The sequence below is a fragment of the Enterobacter cloacae complex sp. FDA-CDC-AR_0132 genome, from assembly GCF_003010695.1.
Classification (GTDB): domain Bacteria; phylum Pseudomonadota; class Gammaproteobacteria; order Enterobacterales; family Enterobacteriaceae; genus Enterobacter; species Enterobacter ludwigii.
Window position 1 is genome coordinate 2688335 of record NZ_CP027618.1, and the last position, 14473, is coordinate 2702807.

At 54.6% G+C, this 14473-nt stretch carries 12 protein-coding genes and 1 other annotated feature; of the genes, 7 read left to right on the forward strand and 5 right to left on the reverse strand.

Translation table 11 applies throughout. From position 1 onward, the window contains the following. Positions 1 to 18: 18 nt before the first annotated feature. The 3 genes from tomB to acrA all read right to left on the reverse strand — a co-directional run bounded on the left by tomB (position 19) and on the right by acrA (position 5267). Positions 19 to 393 carry an Hha toxicity modulator TomB gene (tomB, locus tag AM379_RS12995; protein ID WP_020885187.1) on the reverse strand — a complete coding sequence of 125 codons (375 nt, stop codon included), beginning with the start codon at positions 391 to 393 and terminating at the stop codon, positions 19 to 21. A 511-nt stretch (positions 394 to 904) separates the two neighbouring features. Beyond that, positions 905 to 4051 carry a multidrug efflux RND transporter permease subunit AcrB gene (gene acrB / locus AM379_RS13000; protein WP_014168904.1) on the reverse strand — a complete coding sequence of 1049 codons (3147 nt, stop codon included), beginning with the start codon at positions 4049 to 4051 and terminating at the stop codon, positions 905 to 907. Positions 4052 to 4073: 22 nt separating this feature from the next. Continuing rightward, positions 4074 to 5267, reverse strand: coding sequence for a multidrug efflux RND transporter periplasmic adaptor subunit AcrA (gene acrA / locus AM379_RS13005; protein WP_020885186.1), 1194 nt, complete (start codon positions 5265 to 5267; stop codon positions 4074 to 4076). A 141-nt stretch (positions 5268 to 5408) separates the two neighbouring features. Between acrA and acrR the strand changes: the two genes are divergently transcribed. Both acrR and mscK read left to right on the forward strand, forming a co-directional pair. Further along, positions 5409 to 6062, forward strand: a complete 654-nt coding sequence (gene acrR, locus AM379_RS13010; protein ID WP_014168906.1) for a multidrug efflux transporter transcriptional repressor AcrR — start codon at positions 5409 to 5411, stop codon at positions 6060 to 6062. Positions 6063 to 6175: 113 nt separating this feature from the next. Further along, on the forward strand, positions 6176 to 9523 hold the full coding sequence (gene mscK, locus AM379_RS13015; RefSeq protein ID WP_014168907.1) for a mechanosensitive channel MscK: 3348 nt from the start codon (positions 6176 to 6178) through the stop codon (positions 9521 to 9523). Between the two features lies 1 nt (position 9524). Here the strand turns inward: mscK and rsmS are convergent, their stop codons facing one another. Together rsmS and priC are read right to left on the reverse strand one after the other, a co-directional pair. Continuing rightward, positions 9525 to 9710 carry a pleiotropic regulatory protein RsmS gene (gene rsmS / locus AM379_RS13020; protein WP_106503774.1) on the reverse strand — a complete coding sequence of 62 codons (186 nt, stop codon included), beginning with the start codon at positions 9708 to 9710 and terminating at the stop codon, positions 9525 to 9527. A gap of 12 nt (positions 9711 to 9722) precedes the next feature. Continuing rightward, positions 9723 to 10250, reverse strand: coding sequence for a primosomal replication protein N'' (gene priC, locus AM379_RS13025; protein WP_032677540.1), 528 nt, complete (start codon positions 10248 to 10250; stop codon positions 9723 to 9725). Between the two features lie 50 nt (positions 10251 to 10300). On the opposite strand from priC, the gene AM379_RS13030 reads away from it, so the two are divergent. From AM379_RS13030 to recR, 5 genes are all read left to right on the forward strand, one after another. Then, positions 10301 to 10678 carry a DUF454 family protein gene (locus AM379_RS13030; protein WP_020885182.1) on the forward strand — a complete coding sequence of 126 codons (378 nt, stop codon included), beginning with the start codon at positions 10301 to 10303 and terminating at the stop codon, positions 10676 to 10678. A 151-nt stretch (positions 10679 to 10829) separates the two neighbouring features. Next, the gene (gene apt / locus AM379_RS13035; protein WP_106503775.1) at positions 10830 to 11381 is read left to right on the forward strand and encodes an adenine phosphoribosyltransferase; all 552 of its coding nucleotides are present in this window, start codon (positions 10830 to 10832) and stop codon (positions 11379 to 11381) included. An 88-nt stretch (positions 11382 to 11469) separates the two neighbouring features. After that, positions 11470 to 13398, forward strand: coding sequence for a DNA polymerase III subunit gamma/tau (gene dnaX, locus AM379_RS13040; protein ID WP_020885181.1), 1929 nt, complete (start codon positions 11470 to 11472; stop codon positions 13396 to 13398). Next, positions 12728 to 12792 (forward strand) — a sequence feature (DnaX frameshifting element). It overlaps the preceding gene by 65 nt. 54 nt (positions 13399 to 13452) lie before the next feature. Then, positions 13453 to 13785, forward strand: a complete 333-nt coding sequence (locus AM379_RS13045) for a YbaB/EbfC family nucleoid-associated protein (RefSeq protein ID WP_010428194.1) — start codon at positions 13453 to 13455, stop codon at positions 13783 to 13785. Then, positions 13785 to 14390: a recombination mediator RecR gene (recR, locus tag AM379_RS13050; RefSeq protein WP_006809843.1), complete on the forward strand. Its 606-nt coding sequence runs from the start codon at positions 13785 to 13787 to the stop codon at positions 14388 to 14390. Before AM379_RS13045 ends, recR begins: the two co-directional genes overlap by 1 nt. The last annotated feature ends 83 nt before the right edge of the window (positions 14391 to 14473 follow it).

Below are 14473 nucleotides of genomic sequence, written 5' to 3' on the forward strand. Positions count from 1 at the left end.
TTACTAATTGTAATAATTTTAACAGGAAAGACTAACGGGGTTAGCTCTGCTCACGTTGATGAAGCAACGAAATAGTCGGTTGCCCGATTTACGCCATTTCTGCAAATCTTGCGCATTAATGCCGTAGCTGCTGAACAACATAAAGGTGTCATCCAGGTATTCATCAATTTGCTCAATCAGCTTATTATCTTCATTGTACTTAATTTTATAATTAAGTGCGAAGGTTGCAATATGCTCGATCAACTCGTTTAACTGTAAATTGATGGCAGACGTTGGGTCGTTTACCCAGCCATGGTTACTTTCATCAAGATTGGCAAGGCAGTCATGGTACAAGGATTCGCAGAGAAATTTCAACTGCGCGATATCATGCCTTTTTGGCGAGTACTCGTCCATAGCGCATCCCCTTCTGAGTGATTTCTTACTCACCGAACATCATGTCGGGATGGATACAACATACTTAGCCGCACGGGTGCTGTGTTCCTGATTACTCTAACTATAATCCACTCTGATCAAGATTTCACCGCGCTATTACGAAAAATTACAAATAAAAGCACTGACTGCGAGCCTTTACGCAAATGTGCCTTCAGAACTAAACATTTTTATCCAGATTAACGCGGAACTTTTTTCGCTCCCTTACGTTTCATTGGCTTAGCGTAAACAATCCTAAGATGTCCAAATCCGGAGTTCTCTTTGTCTGAAGATATGGTTAGGAATATTCCTAATCACTTAAGCAGGGAAATGAAATTAAAAAAATCCTGAATTCAGCGATTACGTTATCAGTTAATTATGATATGTCATTGTAGGCGGCAGGAAATAAATAGAAGCACAATAAGCCTATTTTATGATTTTTTTCTGAAAAAGAAAAAGGCCGCTAATGCGGCCTTTTTATCATGTGAAACCGGTATCAGTGCGGTTCTACCGAATGACTGTGCTCAATATCTTCATTCTTGCGGCTAAAGCGGCGGCGAACCACCACGAAGAATACCGGAACGAAGAAGATAGCAAGTACGGTTGCGGTAACCATACCCCCCATAACGCCTGTACCGACGGCGTTCTGTGCACCGGAACCCGCACCGGTACTGATAACCAGCGGCATTACCCCGAGGATAAATGCCAGTGATGTCATCAGGATTGGGCGCAGACGCATACGCACCGCGTCAAGGGTCGCCTCAATCAGGCCTTTACCTTCTTTCTCCATCAGATCTTTGGCGAATTCAACGATAAGTATCGCGTTCTTCGCCGACAAGCCAATGGTTGTCAGCAGGCCCACCTGGAAGTACACGTCGTTGGTTAATCCACGGAACGTTGCCGCAAGCAGCGCACCGATAACCCCCAGTGGCACCACCAGCATAACGGAGAACGGAATCGACCAGCTCTCATACAGTGCCGCCAGACACAGGAAGACCACAATCAGTGAAATGGCGTACAGGGCAGGGGCCTGGTTACCGGACAGACGTTCCTGGTAGGACATACCGGTCCAGTCATAGCCGATACCCGCAGGCAGTTTACCTGCCAGCTCTTCCATCAGGTTCATGGCTTCACCGGTGCTTCGGCCTGGTGCGGCCTGACCCAGGATCTCCATGGATGGCAGCCCGTTATAACGTTCCAGACGCGGCGAACCGTATTCCCAGTGCGACGTAGAGAAGGATGAGAACGGCACCATCTGACCGTTGTTGCCGCGAACGTACCAGTTGTTGATATCGTTCGGTAACATACGGTATTGCGCTTCTGACATCACGTACACTTTCTTCACACGACCACGGTCGATGAAGTCGTTGACGTAGCTACCGCCCCAGGCCGCGCCCAGCGTGGTATTGATGTCACTGATGGAAACGCCCAGTGCCTGTGCTTTCTCCTGATCGATGTCGATTTTGTACTGAGGCGTATCTTCCAGACCGTTAGGACGCACGCCGACCAGAAGGTCAGGGTGTTTCGCCACTTCACCGAACAACTGGTTACGTGCCTGCGTCAGTTTTTCATGACCCAGACCGCCCTGGTCAATCAGCTGGAAGTCGAAACCTGTCGCTGTCCCCAGTTCAACAATCGCTGGCAGGTTAAAGGCGAAGACCATCGCATCTTTAATCTGTGAGAACGTGCCCATTGCACGGCCAGTAATCGCCTCAACTTTGTTCTCTTCGCCCGGACGTTCTGACCAGTCTTTCAGAGAAACGAAGGCAATACCGGTGTTCTGACCACGACCCGCAAAGCCAAAGCCGTTAACCGCAAACACGGATTCAACGTTAGCTTTCTCTTTGGTGAGGTAGTAATCCGTCACTTCATCCAGCACCTTCTGGGTACGTTCTTGCGAGGCACCCGCCGGCAGCTGTGCCATCGTCAGGAACACGCCCTGGTCTTCATCTGGCAGGAACGAGCTTGGCAGACGAACGAACAGATAGGCCATACCCACCACGATGATGATATAGAGCAGCAGGTAACGACCGGTGCTGCGCAGGATGTTACCCACGCTATCGGTGTAGTGATGCGTGCTCTTATCAAACATGCGGTTAAACCAGCCGAAGAACCCTTTATGCTCGCCGTGACCGCCTTTCTGAACAGGTTTCAGCATGGTGGCACACAGTGCAGGCGTCAGGATCAATGCAACCAGTACTGACAGCGCCATCGCCGAGACGATGGTGATGGAGAACTGACGATAAATTGCACCGGTAGAGCCGCCAAAGAAGGCCATTGGGATAAATACCGCAGACAGTACCATCGCGATACCGACCAGCGCGCCCTGGATCTGGCCCATGGATTTACGGGTTGCTTCCTTCGGCGGGAGACCTTCTTCCGCCATGACACGCTCGACGTTTTCTACCACCACGATGGCGTCATCCACAAGCAAGCCGATGGCGAGCACCATCCCGAACATCGTCAGGGTGTTTATCGAGTAGCCAAAGATGGCCAGTATGGCGAAGGTCCCGAGCAATACGACCGGTACGGCGATGGTTGGGATCAGCGTCGCGCGGAAGTTTTGCAGGAACAGATACATGACCAGGAATACCAGAATGATCGCTTCTGCCAGGGTTTTAACCACTTCGTGAATCGAGATTTTTACGAACGGCGTGGTGTCATACGGATAAACGATCTTCAGGCCTGACGGGAAGAACGGTTCCATCTTCTTCAGTTCCGCACGGATAGCCGTTGCGGTGTCCAGGGCGTTAGCACCTGTCGCCAGTTTGATCCCGAGACCGGAAGCCGGCTTGCCGTTAAACTTCGCAATGATGTCGTAGTTTTCGCCACCCAGTTCCACTTTCGCCACGTCGCGCAGACGAACCTGCGAACCGTCCTGATTCACCTTCAGCAGAATTTTGCTGAACTCATCGGCGGAGGTCAGACGGGTCTGTGCGATGATCGAGGCGTTAAGCTGCTGGCCTTTCACCGGCGGGGTACCGCCTAACTGACCGGCGGCAACCTGGGCGTTCTGCGCTTTGATGGCGTTGATCACGTCCACCGGCGTCAGTTGGAAGTTGTTCAGTTTGTTCGGATCCATCCAGATACGCATCGCGTACTGAGAACCGAAAAGCTGAACGTCACCCACACCAGACGTACGGCTGATGGCGTCCTTCATGTTGGCGCCCACGTAGTCGGAAATATCCTCCTGCGTCATGGTGCCGTTGGTGTTGATAACGCCAACAACCATCAGGAAGCTACTGGACGATTTCTCGACGCTCACACCCTGCTGTTGTACTTCTTGTGGCAGCAACGGCATGGCGAGCTGCAGTTTGTTCTGGACCTGAACCTGCGCGATGTCAGCATCAGTACCTGACTGGAAGGTCAGGGTGATCTGTACCGTACCGGTTGAGTCACTGTTTGAGGACATGTACATCAGGTTATCGATACCGTTCATGTTCTGTTCGATAACCTGTGTCACGGTGTCCTGCACCGTTTTTGCATCAGCCCCGGGGTAGGTTGCGGAAATTGTTACCGCCGGTGGCGCAATCGTTGGATATTGCGCGACAGGCAGCTTCAGGATCGCAAGTCCCCCAGCCAGCATGATGATGATGGCGATCACCCATGCAAATATGGGGCGATCGATAAAGAAATTAGGCATGTCTTAACGGCTCCTGTTTAAGTTAAGACTTGGTTTGTTCTGACTGGCCAGCGGCCGAAGCTTGTTGTTTATCGTCAGATTTCACTTCCTGTGCTTTGACCTGCGCGCCAGGACGAACTTTTTGCAAACCAGTAATAATCACGCGATCGCCATCTTTCAGACCTTCCGTCACCAGCCATTTATCGCCAATCGCCTGCGTGGCAGTGATGTTGCGCGTTTCGACTTTGTCATCAGCCCCGACAACCAGTGCACTCGCGTCGCCACGTGGCGTACGGGTGACACCCTGCTGAGGCACCAGAAGTGCGGTTGGGTTGGTGCCTTCTTCCAGACGCGCGCGAACGAACATACCAGGTAAGAGTGTCTTATCCGGGTTCGGGAAAATCGCACGTAAGGTGATGGAACCGGTAGTTTGGTCGACCGTCACATCGGAGAATTCCAGTGTGCCTGCCTGCGGGAACTTGATACCGTCATTGGTCACGAGCTCCACTTTGGCTTTACCGTTTTCCTGCTTCAGCGTGCCGTTTGCCAGCTCTTGTTTCAGGCGCAGGAAATCGTTGCTGGACTGGGTCACGTCAACGTAAATCGGATCAAGCTGCTGCACGGTGGCCAACGCGTTGGTCTGACCGTTCTGCACCAGCGCCCCTTCCGTGACGGAAGATTTACCGATGCGACCGCTGATGGGGGAGGTCACTTTGGTATAGGCGAGGTTGATACGCGCTGTTTCCACTGCAGCTTTCGCGGCAATCACGGCGGCGTTGGTCTGCTGTGCATCAGACAGGGCAGTGTCATAATCCTGTTGACTGATGTACTTGGTACCGAGCAGTTTTTTGTAACGGTTCAGCGTCAGTTGGGAGATTTTGGCTGCAGCTTCTGCTTTCGCCAGATCGCCTTTCGCGCTCTCATAGGAGGCCTGGTAGGTTGCCGGATCAATCTGATACAGAGACTCGCCAGCTTTCACTTCACCACCCTCGGTGAAGTTACGTTTCAGGATGATACCACTCACCTGAGGACGCACTTCTGCGATGCGGTATGCGCTGGTACGGCCCGGTAATTCTGTCGTTATCTGGAGAGGTTCGGACTTGAGCGTCACCACGCCAACTTCTGGCACCTGCTGAGCTCCTTGTTGAGCCTGTTTGTCGTCACATCCTGTTAGCGCTAAGCTGCCTGAGAGCATCAGAACGACCGCCAGAGGCGTTAACCCTCTGTTTTTGTTCATATGTAAACCTCGAGTGTCCGATTTCAAATTGATCAATGGTCCTGAGTCCAAAAACCCATTGCTGCGTTTATATTATCGTCATGCTATGGTACATACATTCACAAATGTATGTAAATCTGACTCCTGTAAATTCACTAACGTATGGCACGAAAAACCAAACAACAAGCGCTTGAAACCCGACAACACATTCTGGATGTGGCTATGCGTTTGTTTTCTCAGCAGGGTGTTTCGTCAACCTCGCTGGCGCAGATTGCTCAGGCCGCGGGCGTCACGCGGGGAGCGATTTACTGGCATTTTAAAGACAAGACAGATCTGTTCAGTGAAATCTGGCAACTCTCAGAGTCCAGCATTAGCGATCTTGAGACTGAGTATCGGGCAAAATTCCCCGAGGATCCACTCTCAGTATTAAGAGAAATATTAGTATATATCCTTGAAGCAACGGTAGTTGAAGAACGTCGCAGGTTAATGATGGAAATCATCTACCATAAATGCGAGTTGGTCGGAGAGATGGCGGTCGTCCAGCAGGCGCAGCGCAGCCTGTGTCTGGAAAGCTACGATCGCATTGAACAGGTCCTCACCCAGTGCATGCAGGCGAACCAGCTGCCGGCGACGTTAATGACCCGACGGGCGGCAGTCCTGATGCGCAGTTATATTTCCGGCCTGATGGAAAACTGGCTTTTCGCCCCGGACTCCTTTGACCTGAAGAACGAAGCCCGCAGCTATGTCGCTATTTTCCTGGAGATGTGCCAGCTCTCCCCGACGCTGCATGGCAAGTCAGGCTCGCTAACAGCCTGACGCGATTCCAGGATTTCTCTTAGAGGCTCACGTTCGCGCTATTCTGCTTCAGGCGAGCGTGATATCCTGCACGCCGGACTATTTTCGGTCATCTTCTGACATCATTCACAACTATGCTGCACACCAATCGCTCGCAACATCCTGTTCTTGTATTTTTATTGGCGACGCTGTTTTTCTTCGCAACGGCACCGCTTTCCTGGGCCCGCGCCGATAACAACAATGACATCCCTTCACGCAGTGATGTTCAGTCGCAACTCGACACCCTGAATAAACAAAAAGATCTCTCTGCTCTGGATAAGCTCGTTCAGCAGGATCTGACGGAGACGCTGGAAACGCTTGATAAAATTGAGCGTGTTAAAGCGGAAACCACACAGCTTCGGCAGAAAGTGGCGCAGGCGCCTGAAAACATGCGTAAGGCCACGGAATCGCTGAATGCCCTGAGCGATGTGGATAATGACGACGAAACCCGTAAAACGCTCGCGACCCTGTCATTGCGTCAGCTGGAATCGCGCGTCGCACAGCTGCTCGACGATCTGCAAACGGCGCAGTCCGATCTCGGCACGTACAACAGCCAGCTTGTCTCCCTGCAAACCCAGCCCGAGCGCGTGCAAAATGCGATGTACGCCGCCTCTCAGCAGCTGCAGCAGATCCGCAACCGTCTGAACGGTACGTCGGTTGGCGAAGGCACCCTGCGCCCAACGCAGCAAACGCTGCTGCTGGTGCAGCAGGCCTTACTGAATGCGCAAATCGAACAGCAGCGTAAAAGCCTGGAAGGGAATACGGTGCTGCAGGATACGCTCCAGAAGCAGCGCGACTACGTAACGGCGAACATTAATCGTCTGGAACATCAGCTTCAGCTGTTGCAGGAGGCGGTTAACAGTAAGCGCCTTACGCTGACGGAGAAAACGGCTCAGGAAGCCGTCTCACCGGACGAAACTGCCCGCATTCAGGCGAACCCGCTGGTGAAACAGGAGCTCGAGGCTAACCATCAGCTGAGCCAGCGCCTGATACTGGCAACAGAAAGCGGGAACTCGCTGGTTCAGCAAAATATCAGAGTGAAAAACTGGCTGGACCGCGCGCTGCAGGCTGAACGCAACATTAAAGAGCAGATTGCGGTTCTGAAAGGCAGCCTGCTGCTGTCGCGTATTCTCTACCAGCAACAGCAGACGCTGCCGTCCGCCGATGAGCTCGAGGACATGACCAACCGCATTGCGGATTTGCGTCTGGAACAATTCGATGTGAACCAGCAGCGCGACGCCCTTTTCCAGAGCGATACGTTTGTCGCCAAATTGGAAGAGGGCCATTCCAGTGAAGTGAACCCGGAAGTTCACGACGCCCTGCTGCAGGTTGTGGATATGCGCCGCGAGCTGCTCGACCAGCTCAACAAACAGCTCGGCAACCAGCTGATGATGGCGATTAACCTGCAGATCAACCAGCAACAGCTGGTGAGCGTGTCGAAAAGTCTGCAGGAGATCCTGACCCAGCAGATTTTCTGGGTTAACAGCAATAAGCCGATGGACTGGGACTGGATTAAATCCTTCCCTGAAACGCTGAAGGCGCAGATTAAGAGCATGAAAATCACCGTAAACTGGGAGAAAGCCTGGCCTGCGGTGATGATTGCCTTCCTGGCGGGGCTCCCGCTGCTGCTGATTGCCGGCCTGATCCGCTGGCGTCTGGGCTGGCTGAAGAAATACCAGGATAAGCTGGCGTCTGAAGTGGGGCAACTGCGTAACGACAGTCAGCTGCACACGCCAAAAGCGATTCTGATCGATCTGATCCGCGCGCTGCCGGTCTGCCTGATTATTCTGGCGGTGGGGCTTATCCTGCTGACGATGCAGCTCAACATCAGCGACCTGCTGTGGGCGTTCAGTAAAAAACTGGCCCTGTTCTGGCTGGTGTTTGGCGTGTGCTGGAAAGTGCTGGAAAAAGACGGCGTTGCGGTGCGTCATTTCAACATGCCTGCGCAACTGACCAGCCACTGGCGTCGTCAGATTGTACGCGTCAGCCTGGCGCTGTTGCCGCTGCACTTCTGGTCCGTTGTCGCTGAGCTGTCTCCGCTGCACCTGATGGACGATGTCATGGGCCAGCTGGTTATTTTGCTGAACCTGCTGCTCATTGCCATCCTGATGTGGCCGATGTGCCGCGACAGCTGGCGGGATAAAGAGTCTCACAACATTCGTCTGGCCACCGTGACGGTACTGGCGATTATTCCGCTGGCACTGATGGTGCTCACGGCGACGGGGTACTTCTATACCACGTTGCGCCTGTCCGGACGCTGGATTGAAACCGTCTATCTGGTGATCGTCTGGAACCTGCTCTATCAGACCGTACTGCGCGGCCTGAGCGTGGCGGCTCGCCGCATCGCTTATCGTCGTGCCATCGCGCGTCGCCAGCATCAGGTGAAAGAGGGGGCTGAAGGCGCGGAGCCACAGGAAGAGCCAACCATCGCGCTGGAGCAGGTTAACCAGCAGACACTGCGTATCACCATGCTGGTGATGATCGCGCTGTTTGCGGTGATGTTCTGGGCGATCTGGTCTGATTTAATCACCGTCTTCGCCTACCTCGACAGTATCACCCTCTGGCAATACAACGGCACCGAAGCGGGCGCCGCGGTAATGAAAAGCGTGACCATGGGCAGCCTGCTCTTTGCCCTGGTATCGTCAGTGGTGGCCTGGGCGTTGATTCGAAACCTGCCAGGCCTGCTTGAGGTGCTGGTGCTGTCGCGTCTGAACCTGCGTCAGGGGGCGTCGTATGCCATCACCACCATCCTCAACTACGTCATTATTATTGTCGGGGCGATGACGGTCTTTGGATCGCTTGGCGTCTCATGGGATAAGCTGCAGTGGCTGGCGGCCGCGCTCTCTGTCGGTCTCGGTTTTGGCTTGCAGGAGATCTTCGGTAACTTTGTTTCCGGCCTGATCATTCTCTTCGAACGTCCGGTGCGTATCGGTGATACCGTCACCATCGGCACCTTCTCGGGAACGGTCAGCAAGATCCGTATTCGTGCTACCACCATCACCGACTTCGATCGCAAAGAGGTGATCATCCCGAACAAAGCGTTCGTCACCGAGCGACTGATCAACTGGTCGCTCTCCGACACCACAACGCGCGTCGTCATTCGACTGGGCGTAGCCTACGGCTCCGATCTGGATAAAGTGAAAGAGGTGTTGTTAAAAGCCGCGAAATCGCATCCTAAGGTGATGCACGAGCCCGCCCCAGATGTGTTCTTCACCACCTTCGGGCCGAGCACGCTGGATCACGAGCTGCGGTTATACGTGCGTGAGCTGCGCGATCGCAGCTACACCGTGGATGAGCTGAACCGCACTATCGATCGTCTGTGCCGTGAAAACAACATTAACATCGCCTTCAACCAGCTTGAAGTTCACCTGCGTAACGAGAAAGGTGACGAGCATACGGAAGTGAAGCGCGAGATTCAGGGTGACGATCCTACCCCGGCGTAATTCAGGTTCCCTCTCCCGGTGGGAGAGGGGCAGGGTGAAGGCGACTGGCCTTCATCTTGCCTTCAAAATCCGTCTTCACTATCTCAAGTGCTTTCAGCACCGTCTGGGCAGGGATGTCATGATTCTCCAGCAGCATAATCAAATCGACGGCCAGCTTGACCTCATCGGGTGCATTTTCCAGTGACATTTACGGCTCCTGTTAACGGGTCAGACGTTCAATGACGCGTTCAATTTCATCCAGTGCCTGACGGCAACGAACGATGCGGCCCTCGAGGGCGCTAATCTCTCGCATTAATAACTGCTGCTCTTCCAGCGTCTCGCTTGCGTTCAGGCGCGTTTCCCGCTCCTGCTTCATCTCAAACAGACGGCGCGCAAACTCCTGGTTCTCCAGCCGCTTGCGCTGCCATTTACCGAGACCCGGCGACGCGCTGTCCCAGACGCGTAGCGGCCAGGCGGTCATTTCACGGTGCAGGGCGGTGATCTGCTCGGTGAGATGTTCCGCAAGCCAGGCGACCTGTTGCTGTTGATTGTTCTCAACCGCGTGGCGCAACTCATCAAGATTCGTCTGCGCCTCAGCAACATAATCCTGGATGCGCGTGCTGCGGGTACGAAAAAGCTGCCGGTCAAAGCGCGGCTTCAGCGTAGCATGCCCCATTAACGGCGTAGCCTGCGCGCGCAGGGTGGACAGCTGATTTTGCAGCGTCTCCAGAAGCAGGGCTGTTTTCAATACGCTCTCCAGTGGTAAAGTAGCCGTTCAGTTTGATAACGATTCGCATTATGCAGCGTACTATTTTAATCATCATTGGCTGGCTCGCGGTAGTGTTAGGCACGCTGGGCGTGGTTTTGCCCTTATTGCCCACCACACCTTTTATCCTGCTGGCAGCCTGGTGCTTCGCCCGTTCATCGCCGCGCTTTCACCACTGGCTGCTGTACCGCTCCTGGTTTGGCGGCTATTTGCGCCACTGGCAAAAACATCGGGCAATGCCGCCCGGTGCGAAGCCGCGTGCGATCGCGGTGATCCTGATTACCTTTGCCATTTCATTATGGCTGGTGAAAATGATGTGGGTGCGCATTCTGTTGCTGACGATCCTCGCCTGTCTGCTTTTCTTTATGTGGCGGATCCCCGTGGTTGATGAAAAGCAACAAAAGCACTGAAGCCTTATAATGGCTGTTGCAATTATTGCGCGCAGCCAGTAAATTCGACCGTTTTCGAGCACAGCTGCGCCTGGTCAAAGGTTAAACAATTGTTACCCTGGCCGACTCGTTGCGCGCTGTGAGTAACACTGTTTCATTTAGGCACAAACCGATGACCGCAACTGCACAGCAGCTTGAATATCTGAAAAACAGCATCAAAAGTATCCAGGACTATCCAAAGCCTGGCATTCTTTTCCGTGATGTCACCAGCTTGCTGGAAGACCCGAAAGCGTACGCGCTCAGCATTGAACTGCTGGTCGAGCGTTATAAAAACGTCGGGATCACCAAAGTAGTGGGTACCGAAGCCCGTGGATTCCTGTTTGGCGCGCCGGTCGCGCTGGCAATGGGTGTTGGCTTTGTGCCGGTACGTAAACCGCGCAAACTGCCGCGTGAAACCATCGCAGAGAGCTACGAACTGGAGTACGGCACCGATCAGCTGGAAATCCACGTTGATGCGATCAAGCCTGGCGATAAAGTGCTGGTGGTTGACGATCTGCTGGCGACCGGCGGCACGATTGAAGCGACCGTGAAGCTGATCCGTCGTCTGGGTGGTGAAGTGACCGACGCGGCATTCATCATTAACCTGTTCGATCTGGGTGGCGAACAGCGCCTGGAAAAACAGGGCATTACCAGCTACAGCCTGGTGCCTTTCCCGGGTCATTAATCCCGGTTTTCACAACCTCGCTCAATGGGTGAGGTTGTGATAGCATTCCCCTCCATAAATTCACCTTCCAGCGTTGCAGAGCCTGCCCATGAGTTATCAGGTGTTAGCCCGTAAATGGCGACCACAAACCTTTGCTGACGTTGTCGGTCAGGAGCATGTGCTGACGGCCCTGGCGAACGGCTTGTCGCTAGGTCGCATCCATCACGCTTATCTTTTCTCCGGCACCCGCGGCGTCGGTAAGACCTCTATTGCCCGTTTGCTGGCAAAAGGTCTCAACTGCGAAACCGGGATCACCGCCACGCCGTGCGGCGTGTGTGACAACTGCCGTGAAATTGAGCAGGGGCGCTTTGTCGATCTGATTGAGATCGACGCCGCCTCGCGCACGAAAGTGGAAGATACCCGCGATCTGCTCGACAACGTGCAGTACGCGCCGGCGCGTGGCCGCTTCAAGGTCTACCTGATCGATGAAGTGCACATGCTGTCACGCCACAGCTTCAACGCCCTGCTGAAAACGCTGGAAGAGCCGCCCGCGCATGTGAAATTCCTGCTGGCGACCACCGATCCGCAAAAGCTGCCGGTCACTATTTTGTCGCGTTGCCTGCAGTTCCATCTGAAGGCGCTGGACGTCGAGCAGATCCGCGCTCAGCTTGAACATATTCTTGATGAAGAGAAGATTGTCCACGAACCGCGCGCCCTGCAGCTGCTGGCCCGCGCGGCAGACGGCAGCCTTCGTGATGCCTTAAGTCTCACCGACCAGGCGATTGCCAGCGGTGACGGTAAACTCTCGACCGACGCGGTCAGCACCATGCTCGGCACGCTGGATGACGATCAGGCGCTCTCTCTCATCGAAGCGATGATCGCCGCCAACGGTGAACGCGTCATGTCGCTGGTGAACGCCGCGGCTGCCCGGGGCATTGAATGGGAAGCGCTGCTGGTTGAGATGCTGAGTCTGCTGCACCGCGTGGCGATGCTGCAGCTTTCTCCGTCCGCCATCGGTGCCGATATGGCGGTTATTGAACACCGGATGCGTGAACTTGCGCGCACCGTCCCACCGGCTGACGTGCAGCTTTATTACCAGACGCTGCTGATTGGCCGCAAAGAGCTGCCGTTTGCGCCGGATCCCCGGATGGGCGTTGAAATGACCCTGCTGCGTGCGCTGGCGTTCCATCCGCGCATGCCTCTGCCGGAGCCGGAAGTGCCCCGACAGTCTTTTGCTCCGGTCGCCCCCACTGCGGTGATGTCGCCTCAGCAGGTGCCACCGCAGCCGACGGCTCCCCCGCAGCAGAACGTACCGCTGCCGGAGGCCACCAGTTCGGTGCTTGCCGCACGAAGTCAGTTGCAACGTGCTCAGGGAGCAACCAAACCAAAAAAGAGTGAACCGGCAGCGCCAGGAAGAGCGCGGCCGGTGAACAACGCCGCGCTTGAACGACTGGCTTCGGTTACGGAGCGCGTTCAGTCGCGCCCTGCACCGTCCGCGCTCGAGCAAAAAGCCCCGGTGAAAGAAGAGGCTTACCGCTGGAAGGCAACAACCCTCGTTGAAGAGGTGAAAGAAGAAGTTGCCACACCGAAAGCGCTAAAAAAGGCGCTGGAGCATGAAAAAACACCTGAGCTTTCCGCGAAACTTGCCGAAGAGTCTATTGAGCGTGACGCGTGGGCCGCAGAGGTCAGTAAACTGCAGTTGCCGAAGTTGGTTGAGCAGGTCGCGCTGAATGCCTGGAAAGAGCAGGACGGTCATCAGGTACGTTTACACCTGCGACCGGGTCAGCGGCACCTGAATTCCCCTGGCGCGCAAAAAGCGCTGGCCGAGGCGCTCACCGCATTACACGGTGCACCGGTTGAATTGACTATCATTGAAGATGATAATCCGGCGGTGCGAACGCCACTGGAATGGCGTCAGGCGATTTATGAAGAGAAGCTCGCGCAAGCGCGCGAGTCGATTATCGCGGATAACAATATCCAGACTCTGCGCCGGTTCTTCGACGCCGATCTGGATGAAGAGAGTATTCGCCCCATTTGATCGTGAGTCTGACTTACGGTTGTAATCCTTAAACGTGAAAGAAGAGAGAAGCCTATGTTTGGTGGAAAAGGCGGTCTGGGTGGCCTGATGAAGCAGGCTCAGCAGATGCAGGAAAAAATGCAGAAGATGCAGGAAGAGATCGCTCAGCTGGAAGTCACGGGTGAATCCGGTGCCGGTCTGGTCAAGGTGACCATCAACGGTGCGCATAACTGCCGTCGCGTTGAAATCGACCCAAGCCTGCTCGAAGACGACAAAGACATGCTGGAAGATCTGGTTGCAGCCGCGTTTAACGATGCTGCGCGCCGTATCGATGAAACTCAGAAAGAGAAAATGGCCTCTGTTTCCAGCGGTATGCAACTGCCGCCTGGCTTCAAGATGCCATTCTGATGCAAACCAGTCCGCTGCTCACGCAGTTAATGGAAGCACTGCGCTGTCTGCCGGGTGTCGGCCCGAAGTCGGCGCAGCGCATGGCGTTTACGCTATTGCAGCGCGACCGCAGCGGCGGGATGCGCCTGGCGCAGGCTTTGACCCGTGCCATGTCAGAAATTGGTCACTGTGCGGATTGCCGTACCTTTACCGAGCAGGACGTGTGTAACATCTGCACTAATCCGCGTCGTCAGGAAAATGGTCAGATTTGCGTGGTGGAGAGTCCGGCGGACATCTACGCCATCGAACAGACCGGGCAGTTTTCTGGCCGCTATTTTGTGCTGATGGGGCATCTCTCCCCACTGGACGGTATTGGCCCGGACGATATCGGTCTCGATCGCCTTGAACAGCGTCTTGAGTCCGAAACGATCAAAGAGGTGATCCTCGCCACCAACCCAACGGTGGAAGGGGAAGCTACGGCTAACTACATCGCCGAATTGTGCGCACAGTATGGCGTTGACGCCAGCCGCATCGCTCACGGCGTGCCAGTGGGCGGTGAGCTGGAGATGGTGGACGGCACCACGCTGTCCCACTCTCTGGCTGGACGTCACAAGATTATTTTCTGACCAAACGGAGGCTGCAATCGCGGCCTCCGCTTGAAATTCTCCCCTCTTATCCCCATCTCTCCCTCAACGTTTTAAAACCCCAT

Bases quoted from the DNA above. Each gene is read 5' to 3' on its own strand.
- tomB (WP_020885187.1), bottom strand. From the start codon at position 393: ATGGACGAGTACTCGCCAAAAAGGCATGATATCGCGCAGTTGAAATTT.
- acrB (WP_014168904.1), bottom strand. From the start codon at position 4,051: ATGCCTAATTTCTTTATCGATCGCCCCATATTTGCATGGGTGATCGCC.
- acrA (WP_020885186.1), bottom strand. From the start codon at position 5,267: ATGAACAAAAACAGAGGGTTAACGCCTCTGGCGGTCGTTCTGATGCTC.
- acrR (WP_014168906.1), top strand. From the start codon at position 5,409: ATGGCACGAAAAACCAAACAACAAGCGCTTGAAACCCGACAACACATT.
- mscK (WP_014168907.1), top strand. From the start codon at position 6,176: ATGCTGCACACCAATCGCTCGCAACATCCTGTTCTTGTATTTTTATTG.
- rsmS (WP_106503774.1), bottom strand. From the start codon at position 9,710: ATGTCACTGGAAAATGCACCCGATGAGGTCAAGCTGGCCGTCGATTTG.
- AM379_RS13030 (WP_020885182.1), top strand. From the start codon at position 10,301: ATGCAGCGTACTATTTTAATCATCATTGGCTGGCTCGCGGTAGTGTTA.
- apt (WP_106503775.1), top strand. From the start codon at position 10,830: ATGACCGCAACTGCACAGCAGCTTGAATATCTGAAAAACAGCATCAAA.
- dnaX (WP_020885181.1), top strand. From the start codon at position 11,470: ATGAGTTATCAGGTGTTAGCCCGTAAATGGCGACCACAAACCTTTGCT.
- AM379_RS13045 (WP_010428194.1), top strand. From the start codon at position 13,453: ATGTTTGGTGGAAAAGGCGGTCTGGGTGGCCTGATGAAGCAGGCTCAG.
- recR (WP_006809843.1), top strand. From the start codon at position 13,785: ATGCAAACCAGTCCGCTGCTCACGCAGTTAATGGAAGCACTGCGCTGT.